Source organism: Halomonas litopenaei (assembly GCF_003045775.1).
GTDB lineage: Bacteria > Pseudomonadota > Gammaproteobacteria > Pseudomonadales > Halomonadaceae > Halomonas > Halomonas litopenaei.
The window spans coordinates 134,152-148,246 of the sequence record NZ_PXNS01000013.1 but is presented as its reverse complement, the minus strand read 5'-3'; the positions used below and the strand labels follow the sequence as shown (position 1 = coordinate 148,246).

Annotated in this window: 13 protein-coding genes; 5 read left to right on the top strand and 8 right to left on the bottom strand. The window is 61.4% G+C overall.

Features of this window, described 5'->3' with window-relative positions; genetic code table 11:
- The first annotated feature begins 198 nt into the window (after nt 1–198).
- Complete coding sequence (locus C6W88_RS18385; protein ID WP_108133519.1) at nt 199–825, top strand: hypothetical protein; 627 nt, start codon at nt 199–201, stop codon at nt 823–825.
- 28 nt (nt 826–853) lie between these two features.
- Here C6W88_RS18385 and C6W88_RS18380 read toward each other — a convergent pair whose 3' ends face one another.
- The 8 genes from C6W88_RS18380 to katE form a co-directional block, all read right to left on the bottom strand.
- A complete protein-coding gene (locus C6W88_RS18380) occupies nt 854–2,023 on the bottom strand; it encodes an alpha/beta hydrolase (RefSeq protein ID WP_108133518.1) in 1,170 nt (389 codons plus the stop codon).
- 112 nt (nt 2,024–2,135) lie between these two features.
- Nucleotides 2,136–3,416 (bottom strand): TRAP transporter large permease, encoded by a 1,281-nt coding sequence (locus C6W88_RS18375; protein WP_108133517.1) that lies wholly within the window; start codon nt 3,414–3,416, stop codon nt 2,136–2,138.
- A 1-nt stretch (nt 3,417) separates the two neighbouring features.
- Nucleotides 3,418–3,912 carry a TRAP transporter small permease gene (locus C6W88_RS18370; protein ID WP_045993609.1) on the bottom strand — a complete coding sequence of 165 codons (495 nt, stop codon included), beginning with the start codon at nt 3,910–3,912 and terminating at the stop codon, nt 3,418–3,420.
- A gap of 92 nt (nt 3,913–4,004) precedes the next feature.
- Complete coding sequence (locus tag C6W88_RS18365; protein ID WP_181248666.1) at nt 4,005–4,988, bottom strand: DctP family TRAP transporter solute-binding subunit; 984 nt, start codon at nt 4,986–4,988, stop codon at nt 4,005–4,007.
- Between the two features lie 95 nt (nt 4,989–5,083).
- Entirely contained in the window at nt 5,084–6,043 is a 960-nt protein-coding gene (locus C6W88_RS18360) for a C-terminal binding protein (protein ID WP_108133515.1), read from the bottom strand.
- Nucleotides 6,044–6,271: 228 nt separating this feature from the next.
- Entirely contained in the window at nt 6,272–7,057 is a 786-nt protein-coding gene (locus C6W88_RS18355; RefSeq protein ID WP_197037148.1) for an IclR family transcriptional regulator, read from the bottom strand.
- A 553-nt stretch (nt 7,058–7,610) separates the two neighbouring features.
- Nucleotides 7,611–8,774: a Fic family protein gene (locus tag C6W88_RS18350; protein WP_108133513.1), complete on the bottom strand. Its 1,164-nt coding sequence runs from the start codon at nt 8,772–8,774 to the stop codon at nt 7,611–7,613.
- 451 nt (nt 8,775–9,225) lie between these two features.
- Nucleotides 9,226–11,376: a catalase HPII gene (gene katE / locus C6W88_RS18335; protein WP_108133512.1), complete on the bottom strand. Its 2,151-nt coding sequence runs from the start codon at nt 11,374–11,376 to the stop codon at nt 9,226–9,228.
- Nucleotides 11,377–12,146: 770 nt separating this feature from the next.
- On the opposite strand from katE, the gene C6W88_RS18330 reads away from it, so the two are divergent.
- Genes C6W88_RS18330 through C6W88_RS18315 form a run of 4 tightly spaced genes read left to right on the top strand, consistent with a single transcriptional unit; the run spans nt 12,147 to nt 14,094 of the window.
- Nucleotides 12,147–12,815 (top strand): beta-ketoacyl synthase chain length factor, encoded by a 669-nt coding sequence (locus tag C6W88_RS18330; RefSeq protein ID WP_108133511.1) that lies wholly within the window; start codon nt 12,147–12,149, stop codon nt 12,813–12,815.
- Nucleotides 12,812–13,600: a lysophospholipid acyltransferase family protein gene (locus tag C6W88_RS18325; protein ID WP_108133510.1), complete on the top strand. Its 789-nt coding sequence runs from the start codon at nt 12,812–12,814 to the stop codon at nt 13,598–13,600. Before C6W88_RS18330 ends, C6W88_RS18325 begins: the two co-directional genes overlap by 4 nt.
- Nucleotides 13,572–13,841, top strand: a complete 270-nt coding sequence (locus C6W88_RS18320) for an ApeE family acyl carrier protein (RefSeq protein ID WP_045993617.1) — start codon at nt 13,572–13,574, stop codon at nt 13,839–13,841. The genes C6W88_RS18325 and C6W88_RS18320 overlap by 29 nt, the downstream gene beginning before the upstream one ends.
- On the top strand, nt 13,831–14,094 hold the full coding sequence (locus C6W88_RS18315; protein ID WP_197037147.1) for an acyl carrier protein: 264 nt from the start codon (nt 13,831–13,833) through the stop codon (nt 14,092–14,094). The genes C6W88_RS18320 and C6W88_RS18315 overlap by 11 nt, the downstream gene beginning before the upstream one ends.
- Nucleotide 14,095 lies beyond the last annotated feature (1 nt).

The window sequence follows — 14,095 nt, the reverse complement described above, 5'->3', positions numbered from 1 at the left end:
TAGTAAAGACGGCCACTTAGCTCATCAGAGCGGTGGCCGTTTTTCGTTGCACGCACCCCTTCACCTCCCCACGTCTTGCAAGTCCGTCACCGCTGACCCACTCTTTCTAGATGCTCGACGCTGCACAATAAAGGCAGCGTCATACGTGGAGATCATGGATTCGATCTCGCCCTCCCCTAACCGACAAGGACCTCTCCCATGGAATGGATCTCCAGCCACGGTACCTTTCTGCAATTCATGACCAGCCTCGGCACTTTGGCGGTCTGGATCTTCTACGCTCAGTTGCTCTACGCCGGCTTCCGTCGCCAGCGGCGCCCCAAGGTGGTCATCAATCAGGTGATGGGCTTGTCCACCCAGGGCCGCTGCCTGATCAGCAACATGAGCGCCGAGGGCATCCATATCGAGACCGTCCAGGTGTGGCTGCACGAGAAGTGCGGAATACGCCGCTGCACCGTGTCGGAGGTGGAAACCGACGAAAACGGAGATACCCCCACCTCCATCGCCAGGGGGACGCTGCAGGGTCCACTGCCATCCAACGCCCACCTGGATGCCGGCGAAATCGATAGTCTGGTGCGCCGGGCACGCGCCGCCGACATCGAGGACGAAGACAACACCCTGTGTGAGGGTGAAGACAGCGACTACGTGCTCGAGTTGCTGGTGCTGTACATCTACAGCTCCGCCCCCGGCATCATGGGGGCCAGCCGCTCCTTTGTGTTCGACGACAACGGACAGGCGCGCCCCCACCACCTGGAAACGCAACAACTCAGGGGCTACCGCGACCGCAAGCGCATGGCGCGCATCTATCGCAACTATCTGGACCGCTAATCCGTCGCCCGTCCAGGCCACGCCGTCGTCAAGGCTGCCCTTCACCACCGTCGAGAAACAGTAAAGTCTCGGCAAATAGCTGAGGGGCATGCTTTTCCAGATTAAGAAAGTGCGATCCCTCTCCAATCACCACATAGCGCTTTTCCTCAGCTGCCAGCTCTGCGAAAAGCCCTCTGGCATCAGCGTCGGTCGCCGTAGGGTCGTCATCGCCGCGAATAACCAGCGTCGGTACGCTGATGCGCGAAGCCTCATAGATCGGTCGCGCATTGAAGATCTCCCACAGATCAACCAGAACGCCGTTAGGCGCCTTGACGACGTCGGAATCCTCGGCGGGCTCCATAGCCAGCATCTCGTCGAACCAGCGGTCGAAAACCGCCCGATCACGCCACTGTTCAAGTGCCTCGGGCGGGATCTGGTTGGCCCAACGCTGGTCTGCCTGCTCTCGATTCACTGTCCGGTAGGCGCCCACGTCGGCCAACTTGCCAGGATCATTCGCATCGGCCAGGCTGCTGGTCCAGTTCTGGTTACGATGGCTATAGACCGGCGCGAACAGCACCAGGCGATCCACCTTTTCATCGTTACGCGCCGTGTACATGCCACTGGTGACGGTACCCCAGGACCAGCCCACCAGATTGACCCTGTCGACTCCAGTGCGCTCGCGAATGAAATCGATGACACCCTCCATATCGTCGATGACCGTCTCTGCCCGCGCGAAAGGTGCGTTGTCTTCAGAGGGCTGCGCCATCACCTCCGGCCGAGTCGAATTGCCATACCCCCGCTGATCAAGGTAGTAGGTGGCAAAGCCTGCCTCCGCGGTGTGATCCATCCAGCTCTTGCCGTCTGCCAGGTCGGTGTCGAAGGAAATGCCGGGATAGGTGGCACCGTGAACAAACAGCACCGCCTCGGACATGTCGGCGGGCGACACTCCATCAGGCAGACGCTCCCTGACATAGAGCTCGATGGCATCGTCCACAGAGCTCTTGATGCGGTGCTCCTGCATGACGGTTTGAGCCAGAAGCGACATCGGGGCAAGCATAGTGGCGAACGTAGTGAAAACGAGGGCGGTTCTGCACGAGGCGAGCATGAGCATCTCCTTGTCATTGGCGGTCACTGAACCGACAGGAGAAGCATAGACGGCGAACTCAGCGGCAACCGCTAGACCTTGGGCAAGGGCCGGAGCGCCCGATATGCCAGCCATCCGCTGCCCCTTGGCATGCGCATCGCCCCTGTCTCCCGAGGCCTGGCCGGCAGCGGAAGACGGGGGCGATAAAGGCGTTGATGGACAGCGTGTGCGACTTACGATGCCACGCTCAATTGAACACCGACAGCAATACCAGCGACAGCTGCGGTACGTAGGCGATCACCAGCAAGGTCAGGATCATCACGATCACGAAGGGCACGATGCCCTTGATCACGGTGCCAAGCGAGGCATTGCCGATGCGCGAGGCCACGAACAGGTTGATCCCCAGCGGCGGCGTGATGAAGCCGATGGCCAGGCTGACCACCATGACGATGCCGAAGTGCACTGGATCGATACCCATGGAGGTCGCCACCGGATAGAGAATCGGTGACAGCACCAGAATCGCCGGTGTGGTATCCATGACGCAGCCCACCAGCAGCAGCATTACCAGGATGACCAGCAGCAACACCGCAGGGCTCGACGAGAACTGCAGCATGAAGTCGGCGATCGCCACCGGGATCTGCTCGATGGTCAGGATGCGGGCGAAAGTCGAGGCGCAGCCCAGGATCACCATCACCGTGCCGGTGGTGGCGCAGGACCCTGCGATGGTCTTGAAGATATCCCGGGGCGACAGCTCGCGATGGATGAACACCCCACAGACAAAGGCGTACACCGCCGCCACTGCCGCCGCCTCGGTGGGAGTGAAGATGCCCGCATAGATGCCCCCCAGGATGATTACCGGATTGAGCAGCGCCCACTTGGCCTCCCATACCAGGCACAGGGTCTTGCGCCCATCGAAGGGGGTATCATCGCCCTTCCAGCCCATCTTGCGGGAATAGAAGTAGGCGTAGGTGATCAGCACCAGACCAATCAACAGCCCCGGCAGGACACCGCCGAGGAACATGTTGGAGATAGAGGTGCCGGTGGAGACCCCGTACAGCACCATCGGGATCGAAGGCGGAATGATCACGCCGATACTCCCGGCCGCCGCCACCAGCGCCAGCACGAAGGACTTCGAATAGCCGGCCTCGAGCATGGTCGGCACCACCATGGACCCCACCGCTGCGACCGTGGCCGGGCCCGAGCCCGATACCGCGGCAAAGAACATGCACACCACCACGGTGACGATGGCAAGACCCCCGGTGAAGCGACCAAAGAAGGCGGAGGCCACCCCGAGAATCCGCCGCGACACGCCGCCGGCCCCCATCAGGTCGCCGGCCAGAATAAATAGCGGTATGGCCATGATCGGAAAGCTGTCGGTGGCCGACACCAGAGTCTGGGCCACATAGAGCTCTGACAGGGTGCCGAAGGACAGGATGGTCACCACACAGGACAGACCGATGGCGATGCCCACAGGGACGTTCAGGATCAACAACACGACCAGGCTCAAGAACAATACCGTCGCGGTCATCTCACACCTCCTTGTCGTGTACGGCGTCGGGATGCGCAAGCCGCCAGCGAATGCTCTGCACCTGGCGCAGGGTGGTCAGCGCAAAGCCGACGAAAGGCGCCGCGTAGACCACCCACATGGGAACACCGATAGCCGGGGAGGCCTGGCCGAGCATCAGCTGGCGCTCTATGACCGCCCAGCTGGTCCAGACCACATAAAGCGCGAAGGCCAGAAACAGCAGGTCCCCCAGGATGACCACCCAGTGACGCGCCGAGCGCGGGAACAGCTTGAGTGCCGCGTCGATCTTGATATGCCGCATTTCCCGGGCGCCGTAGCTGATCCCAAGATAAATCAACCAGATAAAGAAGTAGCGCGCGAGCTCTTCGGACCAGGACAGCGACGCGCCCATGATGTATCGCATGAACACCTGCACCGCGAGCAATAGCGTCATCGCGGACATCAGCGCCACGCAGATCGAGATCTCCGCGTACTCATCGAGCCATCTCACAAGTTTCATCCGCTCTCTCCCTGGCAGCGGGGTGATGACAGAAGTCGGCAAGGCTACAGCGAAGCGCCCGCGTGCGGCGGGCGCCTTCTGGCCTCATCGGGTCATGGCTTCAACAGCTCGTCGAGGTACTCGGGATGCTCCATCTTCGATTTGACCAGCGAGTAGATGTCGGCCTCGACGGCGGCATCACGCCACAGTTCCTTCTGCTCCGGGGTAATCTCGGTCACCGTCACCCCCTGATCGGCAAACTTGTCGAGGATCTCGCCTTCCAGCTGCTGGGAGCGCTCGCGCTGGTAGGTCGTCATCTCATCGATGGTGGCGTCGAGCGCCTCACGCAGGGAGTCGTCGAGGGCGTTGTATCTGTCGAGGTTCATGAACACCAGGTAAGGCGTATAGACGTGCTGGGTCAGCGACACATGGTCCTGCACTTCCTGGAAGCGATTGCCGTCGATGATGCCCAACGGGTTTTCCTGGGCGTCCACGGTCCCCTGCTGCAGCGCGGTAAACAGCTCGGTGAAGGCCATCGGTGTCGGATTCGCACCGTAGGCGCGCCAGGCCGCCAGATGGACTTCATTCTCCATGGTCCGCACCTTCATGCCGTCCAGATCTGCCGGCTCGGCCACCACCTTGCCGCTGTCGGTGAAGTTGCGAAAACCGTTCTCCCAGAACGCCAGCCCCTTGAGGCCCTTGCTTTCCAGCGACTCGAGGAGCTTGTCGCCGACCTCACCGTCCAGGGCACTGTAGGTGGCCTCCGTCGACAGGAACAGGAAGGGAGCATCGAACACGTACAGGTCCGCAAACAGCGTGGCCATCGGACTGGTCGAGGAGATACCGATGTCGATATCACCGAAGATGGTGCTTTCCACCACCACCCTGTCATCGCCTAGCTGGTTATCCGGGAACAGCGTGATCTCGAGCTCGCCGTCGGTCCGCTCTTCGACCAGGCGCTTGAACTCGACACTGGCGTCCTTGGCCGAGGTCGAGGTCACGCTGGACATGCGCAGCGTTTCGGCCTGGGACAGCGCCGGGGTCATCGCCAGTGCCGCGGCGATCAGGGACAGCTTCATTCTGGAGAGTCTTAACATGAGGTCTTCCTTTGTTGGCGTTGTTGGCATTGAAGAGCACGGGCACCAAGGCGCCCGTCGTCACAGCGATCCTGCATCCGCTTCTCGAGGGTTCGTCACGCGAGCCGATTGACGGCCCAGTACACCGCCTCCCCTCTGGCAAAACGCACCGCCTCCTCGGCCACCTTGCGCTTGAGCTCGGCAGCCGCGTCCTCGGAATACCAGGCCATGTGCGGTGTGATCAGACAGCGTGGCTGGGCCCACAACGGGCTATCGGGTTCCAGCGGCTCCCGTTCGGTGGTGTCGAGTCCTGCCCCGGCGACGTGACCGGAGGCGAGCGCCTCGGCCAGTGCCACCTCGTCGATGATCCCGCCTCGTGAGGTGTTGACCAGAAAGCCCCCGGGCTTCATCGCGGCCAGTGCCCCTGCGTCGATCAGGTGACGGGTATCCTCCGTCAGCGGGCAGAACACCGCCACCACGTCGGCCCGGCCGTAGAGCGAATCAAGTTCGACGGCTTCGATATAGTCGGTGCCATCCTCGGCACTGGGGCGGTAGAAGGCGTCGTAGCCGATGACGCGGAAACCGAGGGCGTTGACTTTCCGAGCGTACAGTCGACCAATCCGCCCCAGGCCGATCAGACCCACCGTCTGAGTCGACTGCCGCCGCAATGGAATGGCCTCGACGTAGTCCCAGCGACCCTGGTGACAGGCAAGGTTCATCGGCACCAGCTTGCGCGTGAGCGCCAGCGTCAGCGCCAGGGCATGGTCGGAGACCTCGTTCATGCCGTAGTCAGGTACGTTGCATACCTGCACCCCGGCGTCGGTAGCCGCCTCGAGGTCCACGTTATTGACGCCGACACCGTAGCGCACGATCAGCTTGAGTCGTGGCAGTGCCTCGAGCACCCGACGGGTGAAGGGGGCGTACTGGTTGAGCGCGATGTCCACGTCAGTAAGCTGATCGACCAGATCCTGCTCGCTGCGACAGGCCAGCATCGGTGCGTCGAATCCGGCGGAAGCCAGGATGTCCTGCTCGATGTCATGATCGGCGTGATCCAGATCGGAGAAGACAATGTTCATGGCAGGTGTCCTTTTCAAGATCCCAGGCAACCACTGTCCGCAGGCGGAACGGCCTCTCTGACATCGTCAGAGACAGCTGATGCCAGCATCATCGGTGGTCCATTCATGTCATCCCCGGCGCTGCAGGGGCCGGTATCGACCAATACGTCCATCTCACGCTCCAGTGTGGGCGGTGGCTGCCAGGTACAGAGCGCCACGCGCGACCGCGCATGGACGCGATGCTGCTTGCTAACTTTCACCACGAAGGGCCCGCGAGATGGTGTCGGCGGTGCGTTTGACCTGGGGGCCCAAGGCTGCCATGCGGTCTCTCGGCATAAAGCTGATGACACTGGTGACACTGACGGCGGCCACGGCGTTATCGACATGATTCTTGACCGGTGCCGAGACACAGCGGATGCCGTACTCGTTTTCTTCCCAGTCGAAGCTCCAGCCGCGCACGTCGGCTTCCTTCAGATCGTGACGGACCTCCGCGAATGACTTGAGTGCAGGAGCATCCTCGCGAGGCCTGGCTACCCGCTGCACGGCGGCATAGTAGGCGGGCCAGCTGGAGGGATCCTTCGATGCCAGCATTGCCTTGCCCAGGGCAGTGGCCAGCGCCGGCATGCGCCCTCCGGTGCGCGAGCGCATCTCAAGAGTCCGCTTGCCCGGCAACTTGCACAGGTAGAGCACATCGCCACCGTCGAGCACCCCGAAGTGCACGGTATCCCGCGTCTGTTCGGCCAGCGCCTCCAGGTACGGCCTGGCAATATCGACCAGGGGCTGCTGCTCTGCCGCCCGTTCGCCCAGCTCGATCAACTTCGCCCCGAGGTAGTAGCCCTTGTAGGGCACCTTGTGCAGGTAGCCGTCTCGGACCAGGCAGGACAGGGAACGGGCCACCGTACTGCGAGGAAGCTGCATCGCCTGGGACAGCGCCTTGATCGTGGAAATACCACGCCCGACGCACTGCAGCACTTCGAGCCCTCGACTCAGGGTCTGGGTGCCGGAGCGGTCTTTTGGGGGAATCAGTTCATCCATGGCGCCTCCTTGATTCATCCCATTCAAGGCAAGGCCCCATACACGGTCAAATAGTCAACCAATCCGCCACATAGTGAGTCACTTGAATAAGTAACTAACGGAAAAAGCAACAAAAAACCGCCAACTTCGTGAAAGTGGCGGTGGCAGAAAAAACAACGTCTCACCGATCAGTACGTCATCGCCGATATCTCTTGCAAGACATCTCCTGATGACTCAACCAAGGTCGATATCAGATCGGGCAATGATGCGCACTTCAGGCAATTTATTTAGCTTGAGGGAACCGTCTTTACTCCTGCAACTTTCATCCAGGTGACGCTTACACCGGCTGGTGCTTGAACTCAGGGTCACCAGTGGTGCGCTTGAGCGGAGCCGAAGAAAAAAATGTGGCGGTCTCAACGAGTTACTATCGCTATTGGGGAAAGGCCAAGCTAGCTGTCGACAACGAGCCTTACCGAGGTCGAGAGGGCGGCACCCCGTCCTACCGTTACCCGCAACCGCGGGGCTCAGCAGTATGGCTCGGCACTCCTTCTCCACGTGTCATCACGGCGGACACCTACTCCCCGCTGTCCTGATGAAACCGTTCCGGTACCTGATAGCGCGTGCTGCGGCCACCTCCTGGAAGCTTCACCAAGCAACCCTTCTCGACCAGCCCAGCGAGATGACGGGTGGCAGTTGCCTTACTGACCTTGGCGACTTTCTGGTACTGCGACGCACTGATGCCGTGTTCGAAGCCTCTCTCACCGCCATCCAGCAGGCGGTTCAACACCTTCACCTGCTCAGGCAACAGGCCGGCTGCCCTGAAGTGCTGCCAGAAACGGGCCTTGGCCAACGTCCTATCGACCTTCCCCAGGACATCCAACAAGGTGGCATCCAGCGTCTCCAGGAACCAGACAAGCCAGGCCGTCAGGTCAGGCGTGCCACACTGGTTCGCTTCCAGGCGCCGATAATAGTCAGCGCGGCGCTCCAGGATGGCAGCCGACATGGCATACAGGCGGATACTCTGCTGATCCGCCTGCGCCAAGGCGCGATCAGCGATAGCCCGGGCAATTCGACCATTGCCGTCTTCAAATGGATGCAGTGTTACAAACCAGAAGTGTGCCAGGCCCGCTCGAACCAGGGGATCCAACTCGGGGTCATGACGGCTGGACGCGAACCAAGTGAGGAACTGATCAACCTCATGTTCCAACCCCTCTCGCGGCGGCGCTTCGAAATGCACCTTGGGTCGATCGAGGCGACCCGAGACCACCTGCATGGGCTCCACTCCGCGCCACTGCCCGGGCCTTAACGTCGTAAGCCCCGCGTCAGCATCAGGGAACAACCACCGATGCCACTGAAACAGCCTGGTGGTGTCCAGCGGCGTGTCAGGCTTGAAGGTGGCATCCAGCATCAACTCCGCCAGGCCTTCAGCACGTGGTGAGGTAGCCCCCTCCGGCTCCTCCACACCAAGGCGTCGGGCCAAGGAAGAGCGAACTGAGGCCACGTTCAGACGCTCTCCCTCGATGGCCGAAGAGGTAACGATGCTCTGCAGTAGCGTATCCAGGGCGGCTCTTGCCTCAGCGTCCTGGTCATCCGCGGATGTCAGAGCCCACGAGCGTCCCAGCAAGATGCCGAGATCCCTCCAGCATGCCTGGACCCGCGGCTGAATCTTGGCCGCGTGCCAGGTGAAGTTCGGCCAGTCAGGATGCTGCCAGATCCATGTCGAGGCGTGATCGGTCATGCCAGGCCTCCAAGAAGGCGGAGGAGCCGAATGACAACGGCATTCGACTCACATTGTGAGCCGAATAGTGATTGGTTTCGGCTCAGCTGGCAAGTCTGGGAGTCATAAGGCCTCGGCGACCATGAGGACAGGCTTCAGATCAGGCCACCCAACCCAAAGGTGGTCAAAGGTGGCCCTCATGGCGGCCCGGGGAGCGATGCCCCGCTGCATGAGGCGGCGTGCCGTCCACGAATACAGGGCATGGGTAAGACCGGCCAATAGCCCCAACAGCAAGCCGTGGATCAGGTCCGATCGGCGGATGGCCTATGGATACCGCGACACGGCGTACTTCTTCCTGAAGATCCGTGCCGCATTTCCCGGCAAAGTGCGATGAACCCAAAAAAAGCCCCCGAGTCTCCTCGGGGGCTGCTGTGCTGACCGCCTGTTCAAAGGGGTCTGCCATCGCCGGACCTCAGGCCGGCATGTCGTTGGCCTTGGCGTCGCGCGACCAGACCCGGTGGCCACGAATCGCCTCCTGGAAATCGGCGTAGAGATCGTCCACGGTCTGTGCCGAGAACACGCCGTCTTCCGGCACCTCGATGCCAGCCGCCTGCAGCACATTGGCACCGTCGCCGAGTGCAGCGATCGGCTTGAGGTGCTTGTAGGCCTCCTGCACGTAGTAAAGCCCCAGGCCGGAACCCGCCAGCGCCTTGACACTGTCATCGCCAGGGGCCACCGCCACGGCGTCCAGAGTCACCGACGGCAGTCCGTTGAGCATGGCATCCGGGGTCAGGGTGCCGCCTTGAACGGTCGCCACCGGCGCCATCGACGGCGCGATGATGAGCCCCTGGGCCCCCTCGGCTTCCAGGCGCTTCTGCAGCGCTTCCACCTGGTCACCGTCGACCCCGTCGGCGGCCAGGATCGCCACCTTGCGATAGCGAATATCCGGCTGACCGCGATGCATCAAACTAAGCGCCGAGGAGGCGTCCAGCGACGTGATGCCCAACTCTTCCGAGGGTGCCGGCGGATGCTCCGGCGGCTTGACACCATGCACCTCGCCTACTCGGCGCGCGAGCTCCATGTCGATATTGGGCAGGATCTCCTTGATCACCCGCTCACGGATCCACGGACGCTCGACCTTGGACAACTCGAAGGCGTAAGCAGCGATGATGTGCTCTTTCTCGACGTCACTCTGGCTATGCCAGAACAACCTGGCCTGGGAGTAGTGGTCGCCGAAGGACTCGCTGCGCGCCCTGACCTTGTGGGCATCGATGCGCTCCTGATAGCTCTCGAAACCGCCGTTTTCTTCCGCCGGCGGGGTCTCCCGGGGCCAGCCATCCTCGATCGAGTTGGGTTCGTAGGAAACCTGGCCCTTGTTGATGGTCTGACGGTGCGGAGCATCGCGCTGGTGATTGTGGAACGGGCACACCGGCTGGTTGATCGGAATCTCGTGGAAGTTCGGGCCACCCAGGCGCAGCATCTGGGTATCCAGATAAGAGAACAGGCGCCCCTGAAGCAGCGGATCGTTGCTGAAGTCGATGCCGGGTATCACATTGCCGGGGTTGAAGGCGACCTGCTCGGTCTCGGCAAAATAGTTGTCCGGGTTGCGATCCAGCACCATCTTGCCGATGGGAGTCACCGGCACCTGCTCCTCGGGAATCAGCTTGGTCGGATCGAGGATATCGAAGTCGAAGGCATGCTCGTCTTCTTCCTCGACCACCTGAATGCCGAGCTCCCATTCCAGGGCATCGCCATTCTCGATGTCGCCCCACATCTCGCGGCGGTTGAAGTCCGGATCACGACCCCACAGCTTCTGGGCCTCGTCCCAGATCAGCGAGTGGGTGCCCGCCAGCGGCTTCCAGTGGAACTTGACGAAGCGGGCCTTGCCTTGTCGATCGATCAGCCGGAAGGTGTGGACGCCGAAGCCTTCCATATAGCGGTAGTGCCGCGGGAAGGCCCGGTCGGACATGGTCCACAGCACCATATGGGCGCTCTCGGGCATCAGCGAGACGAAGTCCCAGAAGGTGTCGTGGGCCGACTGTCCCTGGGGAATCTCGTTGTGGGGCTCGGGCTTCACCGCGTGCACGAGGTCGGGAAACTTCATCGCGTCCTGAATGAAGAACACCGGCATGTTGTTGCCCACCAGGTCCCAGTTACCCTCGTCGGTGTAGAACTTGGTGGCGAAGCCGCGCACGTCGCGCACGGTGTCATTGGAGCCGCGCCCGCCCTGCACGGTGGAAAAGCGCACGAATACCGGCGTCTTCTTGCCGGTATCCTGAAACAGTCCCGCCTTTGAGTACCTTGCCGCCGCCTCATAGGGCTGAAAGTAGCCGTGGGCCGCCGCACCGCGGGCATGGACGATACGCTCGGGAATGCGCTCGTGATCGAAGTGATTCATCTTCTCGCGGAAGATGAAGTCTTCCATCAGCGTCGGGCCGCGCTCGCCGGCCTTCAGCGAATTGTGGTTGTCCGCGATCCGGGTGCCCTGGTTGGTACGCAGGTCATGCCCGGTCGCATCACTGCGGTAGGTCTCTAGATTGTCGGACTTGCTGTTGGCGTCGGTACGACGCTCAGTGTCATGAGCCTCGTCTCGATTCGGTTGGGTGTACGGATTCTTCGCCATGACAAACACTCCGTTGTTTGCTCGGGAAATGAGCCTTCCACGCCACCAGGCGTGGGCCGTCATCGGTCCGGTCGGCGCCAACTACCAGTCACACCGCCAAACAAGCCATTCCCTTATAGGCAAGAGATCTACAACTCTCAAACCTCCATCTCGGCACCCCACATGCGAAATATCAGAATAATTCTTCTATATCAATAAATTAAACCCTATACACAAAATTAACAAAAGTTAGACATTTACATTCCCACACCTGCATTACATTGTCTTACGACACAACCTCGGCGCGTGCCAGCTGCACTTGTTCAACCAATACTGATATTTTTCCGCTTCGGCACTGATCGCTCTGCTGCCGGAAGACAAGACCATCACGGAGCTGGTGCGCGTCTACGCCAGCGAAGGCTTCGAGGACGCAGGCTGGAATGTGGTCAACAGCGCCGACGGACTTCCACCGAGGCCTCCTGTACCACATGCAACCGCTGTGATCTGGACAGCAATGAAACACGCCACCATGTCGTCCCACATATGTCGCATCTTAATGCCCTGTTTGATGTGGCTTTGGTGTCTGATCTCGGTACTTTCCGGAGCAACTTTCCTTGAAAGGCCTTATCGAGCCCAACCTTGCTTACACCGCGCGCCTATCGACATGTGCGCCAATCAGAAAAAAACGCGACCAAACACCCCTTTTTCGACGTAATACTGATAATTAACGTGCTTGGATAGGTGCAGATTTAGCGGTAAAATTTACCTTTTCGCTCAGGCGGATTTTAAGCATGGAACAACTACGCCTAAGTGAATGGCTTGGTTGGGATCCTCTCCGCGAAGAAAACGCGACGAAGGATGCCCGACTACTGCCCTCCGACAAGCCGGGAGTCTCGCTACCGGCCATGCTCCGGCGCCGACTGGACAATGCCGGTCGGGCCACCTGCGATATTCTTGCAGGGCTCGATCCCGAGGCGCGTTGTCCCTTGATCCACGCATCCCGCCACGGCGACGCCAACTTTACTCTGTCGATGCTGAAGGCTCTGGCGAATCAGGAACCGCTCTCGCCTACTCGGTTTTCGATGTCGGTGCACAACGCCACCCTGGGCGTCCACGCCATCGCCAACCATCACTACCGCCCGCTACAGGCGCTCGGCGCCAGCGGCAACGAGTTCAACGCCTTGCTGTGGGAAGCCCGTGGCTACCTGGCCGAAGGCCATGGAGCGGTAGTCATTGTGTTCAGCGAAGGGACGCTTCCCGGCGACTATATCGACTGCACGCCGCACCCGGGGCACGCCTGCGCGGTGGGCCTGCGACTGTCACTGACCCAGGGCCGGGCGCTGGTAGCCGAGGACGCCACGCCCGGGGCGGCACCGACGCCGCTCGACATCATCGACTGGCTTGGTGGCTGCAGTCCACGTCTCGCCGCCGCCCCGGGCTGGCGCCTGGAGGAAGCATGACGCTGGACCAGTGGCGGCGCGGCATCGGCACCTTCCTGTCCTTCACTGCCTTCGGCATTGGCGGCTTGATCATCGGCCTGGTGGTGGCACCACTGCTGCACCTGGGGATGCGCGACCCGGTGCGTCGCCAACGCCTGGCCAGGCGTCTGATCCAGCGGGTCTTTCGCGCCTTCATTGCGCTGATGAAGGGCCTCGGGGTACTCGACTATCGCCTGGAAGGTCGTGGGCGACTCGCCCGTGGCGGCCGTTTGATTCTGGCCAACCATCCGTCGTTGATCGATGTGGTGTTCCTGCTGGCCTATACCCCCAACGCCGACTGCATCGTCAAGGGCCGGCTCGCCACCAACCCCTTCACCCGCGGGCCGATCGGTGTCGCCGGCTATATCACCAACCGCGATCCCCAGGCACTGCTCGAGGCCGCGCGGGACAGCCTTGCCCGGGGCAATTCGTTGATCCTGTTTCCCGAGGGCACGCGCACCACGCCCGGTCGCCCGATCAAGTTTCGCCGTGGCGGGGCAAACATCGCCCTGCGCACCGGCAGCGCCATCACCCCGGTGCTGATCAAATGCTCGCCCACCACCCTGACCAAGGGTGAGCCCTGGTATCACATCCCCCGGCGCAAGGTTCAGATGGACCTGCACATACTCGACGACCTGCCGCCAGAGCCGGCGTCAAACCAACCGACCAGCCAGCAAGCCCGACAACTGACGCGGGAACTGAGCCACTACTTCAACAGGGAACTGGAGCGCCTCCACCATGAACCAAAGCGTACCGCTGTCGCTTGATTTGAAGCACATGATCATCGACACCCTCGAACTCGAGGATGTCACCCCCGAGGACATCGACGACCATGCGCCGCTGTTCGGCGAGGGCCTCGGGCTCGACTCCATCGATGCCCTCGAACTGGGGCTGGCGCTGCAGAAGCGCTACGGCGTCACCCTTGACGCCGAGGCCGAGGATACTCGCCGCCACTTCGCCAGCCTGGCGGCGCTGCAAGCACTGGTGGAGGAACGCCGTGTCAACTGAAGCCGCCATCAGCCGTGAACAGATTCTCAGCCACGTGCAACGTACCCTGGTCGAGCTGTTCGAAGTCTCTCCTGCCGAGGTAACCCCGGAGGCCCGTCTTTACGAAGACCTCGACATCGACAGCATCGACGCCGTCGATCTGGTGGTCGAACTCAAGCAGTTCACCGGTCGGCGCATCGATCCCGAGGCCTTCAAGTCGGTGCGCAGCATCGATGATGTGGTCAACGCCGTCGATCAGCTGATGCGCGACTGAG

Bases quoted from the DNA above. Each gene is read 5' to 3' on its own strand.
- C6W88_RS18385 (WP_108133519.1), top strand. From the start codon at position 199: ATGGAATGGATCTCCAGCCACGGTACCTTTCTGCAATTCATGACCAGC.
- C6W88_RS18380 (WP_108133518.1), bottom strand. From the start codon at position 2,023: ATGGCTGGCATATCGGGCGCTCCGGCCCTTGCCCAAGGTCTAGCGGTT.
- C6W88_RS18375 (WP_108133517.1), bottom strand. From the start codon at position 3,416: ATGACCGCGACGGTATTGTTCTTGAGCCTGGTCGTGTTGTTGATCCTG.
- C6W88_RS18370 (WP_045993609.1), bottom strand. From the start codon at position 3,912: ATGAAACTTGTGAGATGGCTCGATGAGTACGCGGAGATCTCGATCTGC.
- C6W88_RS18365 (WP_181248666.1), bottom strand. From the start codon at position 4,988: ATGTTAAGACTCTCCAGAATGAAGCTGTCCCTGATCGCCGCGGCACTG.
- C6W88_RS18360 (WP_108133515.1), bottom strand. From the start codon at position 6,043: ATGAACATTGTCTTCTCCGATCTGGATCACGCCGATCATGACATCGAG.
- C6W88_RS18355 (WP_197037148.1), bottom strand. From the start codon at position 7,057: ATGGATGAACTGATTCCCCCAAAAGACCGCTCCGGCACCCAGACCCTG.
- C6W88_RS18350 (WP_108133513.1), bottom strand. From the start codon at position 8,774: ATGACCGATCACGCCTCGACATGGATCTGGCAGCATCCTGACTGGCCG.
- katE (WP_108133512.1), bottom strand. From the start codon at position 11,376: ATGGCGAAGAATCCGTACACCCAACCGAATCGAGACGAGGCTCATGAC.
- C6W88_RS18330 (WP_108133511.1), top strand. From the start codon at position 12,147: ATGGAACAACTACGCCTAAGTGAATGGCTTGGTTGGGATCCTCTCCGC.
- C6W88_RS18325 (WP_108133510.1), top strand. From the start codon at position 12,812: ATGACGCTGGACCAGTGGCGGCGCGGCATCGGCACCTTCCTGTCCTTC.
- C6W88_RS18320 (WP_045993617.1), top strand. From the start codon at position 13,572: ATGAACCAAAGCGTACCGCTGTCGCTTGATTTGAAGCACATGATCATC.